We start from the raw sequence: 3764 nt of genomic DNA, 5'->3' as shown, positions 1-3764 counted from the left end.
GTAGCGAGCCATAGTTCAATATGTTGTTGAAAAAGACAGTTACTATAACTCAGGTGATTAAGGGACACAGCCTAGATTTACCCGCGGGTAGCGCCTCTAATTCCTATACTGTCGCAATGGCTATCTATATGGGCGCTGCTACTATCAATTCCGTTGTCAACGCAATGAATCCAATTATGGTTATGGGAGTAAGTGGTTATATCGCCACTGCGTTGCGTTATTATGGATTGAGCACGACACCCGGGGATGCATCCTACAAAGGACAAATTCTATCAGCTGGTTCTAATACAGGGGTTCCCTGGGCGAGATTAGCGGGGCCTGTAACTGAAGGATGGGCAATATTTACAGCCTGCTACGATGAAGCAACGAAACAAGCCTTAGTTGGGCTCAATGGAGCTAACTCCCCCATTGTTACAAAAACAGCAGGTTTGGCTGTTGATGACACTAATTACTGGTCAATTGGTTACTCCCGCTCAGCAGCAGCGTTACAGGACTCCGGTGTAGGAAATACTTACATTTTCAATGAGTCTCTTGCTTCAACCACCCATGGGCAAAATCGGCTATCAGAACTCGTCTCGTCGATGAAAACAGCTTATGGAATTTCCTCTTAATAATAATCGCCGCTTTTAGCGGCGATTTACTTTGCATAGTGCAAAACTTCATTCCTTTTATCCTTTTTTATTGTGCAAAATAATTCGCTTTTTGATGCGAAAAAAAACGCCGCGCTACACCGGCAGGGCGAAGTGCGGATGGAAAAACAGTCCGGTGGTCAGTGCACCCGCGGCGGCGGCCATTAGCGGGGCGAACAGCCGATCCCACAGCGGCAGATCGGTACTGGAGTTGAGCGTTTGAGAGAAAATCAGCGCGGCAGCCACGGGGGTGCCAAACAGCGCGCCAATGGTTCCGGCAGAGGCGAGGATCGTCCAGTCAAGCGGCGCGACGCGGGGGAAGAAGCGCCCACCCAGTGCGACGGCCAGTGCAATGTTGAGCACCATAATCGGATGTTCCGGGCCTAGGCTGACACCACCTGCCAGGCCAGTATCAGAGCGACCAGCAGGCCGGGCAGGGCGGAAACATGCACCGGTGCGCCAATCAGCGGCTCGGTTGCAGGATCCGGGCCGCCGTGCCCCGCGCTATAACGGATAACCAGGCCGACGGCCACCCCGGTCAGGGTCAGCATCATGATCACCCAGAACGGGGAGTCTGGGGTAAATCCCAGGCGATAAGGCAGTCCATTCCAGAGTATCGATTGCAGCACAGCGGCGACTTTCATAACCAGCAATAACACCAGGCTGGAGGCGACGCCGATGACCAGCGCGGGAAGCGCCAGCAGCATCGTTCTGGCTCGCGGATGGAGCATGTTCATTTCCTTTTAACTGAGCACAGGGCAACGGTACGCTCGCGGAAATTGTCCGACGAGTGCAAATGTTGCTGAAACAATTACGTTAATCTGTGACGGAGATCGATAATCCCGGGGCGCTCATGCTATGTTCATTGTCGTTACAGCGCCTTGAATTTACAGTGTGCCAAAGATTTATTCTGACTTTAGCGGAGCCGTAAAAGAATGACAAAATATGCTTTAGTAGGGGACGTGGGCGGCACAAACGCACGATTAGCGTTATGCGATCTCAACAGCGGTGACATTTCACAGGCCAAAACTTATTCCGGTCTGGACTATCCCAGCCTTGAGGCGGTGGTACGCGTGTACCTCGATGAGCATAAGGTGGATGTGAAGGATGGTTGCATCGCCATCGCCTGCCCGATCACCGGCGACTGGGTGGCCATGACCAACCACACCTGGGCCTTCTCTATCGCAGAGATGAAGAAAAACCTTGGCTTCGCACATCTGGAAATCATCAACGATTTTACCGCCGTCTCCATGGCGGTGCCGATGCTGAAAAAAGAACACCTGACCCAGTTCGGCGGCGGTGAACCGGTTGAAGGCAAGCCTATCGCAGTATATGGCGCGGGCACCGGGCTTGGCGTGTCGCACCTGGTGCATGTCGATAAGCGCTGGGTCAGCCTGCCGGGTGAAGGCGGACACGTGGATTTCGCGCCGAACAGCGAAGAAGAAGGCATTATTCTGGAAGAACTGCGTGCGGAAATCGGCCACGTTTCTGCCGAACGTGTGCTGTCCGGCCCAGGTCTGGTCAATCTGTACCGTGCGATTGTCAAATCGGACGGGCGGCTGCCAGAAAACCTGCAGCCGAAAGACGTCACCGAGCGTGCGCTGGCTGACAGCTGCATCGACTGCCGTCGCGCGCTGTCGCTGTTCTGCGTCATCATGGGGCGTTTTGGCGGCAACCTGGCGCTGAATCTCGGTACCTTTGGCGGTGTCTATATCGCGGGCGGTATCGTGCCGCGCTTCCTGGATTTCTTTACCGCCTCCGGTTTCCGCGGCGGCTTTGAAGACAAAGGTCGCTTTAGATCCTACGTTCAGGACATCCCGGTCTTCCTGATTACCCACGATAACCCTGGCCTGCTGGGTTCCGGCGCGCACCTGCGCCAGACGCTGGGACATTACCTCTAAAGATGCATTAACTGCCTGAATTCTTTTACCTTACTGCGGCTGACGGGCACCTGGAAATCCAGGTCTCTCAGCCGCACGATATAGGTGTTATTGAACCAGGGCTCAATCTCGCGAATTTTATCCAGATTAACGCAGTAGGAGCGATGGCAGCGGAAAAAGTGCGCCGCCGGAAGCTTGCTGCAAAACTCCGTAATATTCATTGGCATGACAAAGGATTCGCGTCTGGTGTAGACAAACGTCATCTTTTCATGCGCTTCCGCGTAATAGATATCGTGAATACTGGTGACGATGATGCGCTCATCTTTCACCAGGTTGATGGTGGCATTCTCCCGTGGGGCAGGGCTGGTACTGGTGCCAGTTTGTTGCTGCCATGCCGCTTCCAGTTTTTGCAACATGCTGATAATGCGCGATTCCTGGTAAGGTTTGAGGATGTAGTCAAACGCTTCCAGTTCGAACGCTTCCACCGCGTGCTCTTTCCAGGCGGTAATAAACACGATAAAGGGTTTATGGGCGAACTGGCTGATGTTCTGCGCCAGCAGGACACCATCCAGCGACGGGATATTAATGTCGAGGAAAATGGCATCGACCTTGTTGTGCTGCAGATATTTCAGCACGTCCAGACCGTCGTCAAATGTGCTCACGATATCCATCTGGCTGTGCTCTTTGATGAGCCAGCTCAACTCCTGTTGCGCCAGGATTTCATCTTCAACAATGATGACCTTCATTCACATCTCCTGTTAAGGCAACAGCGTGGCCGGCGTGGTCACCGGTGTTGTGTGCAAGGGCACATAAAACGCAATCTCCGTGCCTGGCGTCAGGCGGCGGATATGCAGCCCCTCGCCATACAGTAACTTCACGCGCTGGTGGACATTGAGCAAACCAATTTTATTGCCGGGCATTTCATCGGCCTCCACACGGGCGATCATCTCGGGAGAGATGCCGTTGCCGGTGTCGCGTACGGCAATACGCACGCGGTTGCCGCACTCTGCCACGCTGATGGTCACCACCCCTTTTCCCTTACAGGGCTGAATGCCATGGACGATGGCGTTTTCCACCAGTGGCTGAATCAGCAGGCTGGGAATTACGCAGCTCACCTCTTCATCAATGTCATAAATTACCGTCAGCTTGTCGCCAAAACGGGCTTGTTCAATGGCGATGTAGGCTGTGTCCCTTAATTGCATAACCTCTTGTAAAACAATCGGATGCAACCCAGCTTGACCATTGAAAGATAATT

4 protein-coding genes and 1 pseudogene are annotated in these 3764 nt (G+C 53.4%); 2 read left to right on the top strand and 3 right to left on the bottom strand.

From position 1 onward, the window contains the following. Window positions 1-128: 128 nt before the first annotated feature. Window positions 129-611 carry a hypothetical protein gene (locus ACSZPU_RS24220; protein WP_499004108.1) on the top strand — a complete coding sequence of 161 codons (483 nt, stop codon included), beginning with the start codon at window positions 129-131 and terminating at the stop codon, window positions 609-611. A gap of 117 nt (window positions 612-728) precedes the next feature. Here ACSZPU_RS24220 and ACSZPU_RS24215 read toward each other — a convergent pair. Continuing rightward, window positions 729-1360 (bottom strand): annotated as a pseudogene (locus ACSZPU_RS24215) (ion channel protein); the annotation flags it as partial. Between the two features lie 204 nt (window positions 1361-1564). Between ACSZPU_RS24215 and glk the strand changes: the two are divergent. Further along, window positions 1565-2530, top strand: a complete 966-nt coding sequence (gene glk / locus ACSZPU_RS24210; RefSeq protein WP_499004106.1) for a glucokinase — start codon at window positions 1565-1567, stop codon at window positions 2528-2530. On the opposite strand, the gene ACSZPU_RS24205 is transcribed toward glk, so the two are convergent. Together ACSZPU_RS24205 and ACSZPU_RS24200 are read right to left on the bottom strand one after the other, a co-directional pair. Then, a complete protein-coding gene (locus tag ACSZPU_RS24205) occupies window positions 2527-3255 on the bottom strand; it encodes a LytR/AlgR family response regulator transcription factor (RefSeq protein WP_499004104.1) in 729 nt (242 codons plus the stop codon). The two genes, glk and ACSZPU_RS24205, sit on opposite strands and share 4 nt — an antisense overlap. Before the next feature lie 12 nt (window positions 3256-3267). Next, on the bottom strand, window positions 3268-3764 hold a 497-nt coding region (locus ACSZPU_RS24200), incomplete at its 5' end, for an ATP-binding protein (RefSeq protein ID WP_499004103.1).

The organism is Phytobacter sp. V69, assembly GCF_965644215.1.
In the GTDB taxonomy this organism is placed as follows: Bacteria; Pseudomonadota; Gammaproteobacteria; order Enterobacterales; family Enterobacteriaceae; genus Phytobacter.
The sequence above is the reverse complement of the archived record's forward strand: the minus strand, read 5'-3'. Positions and strand labels throughout refer to the sequence as shown.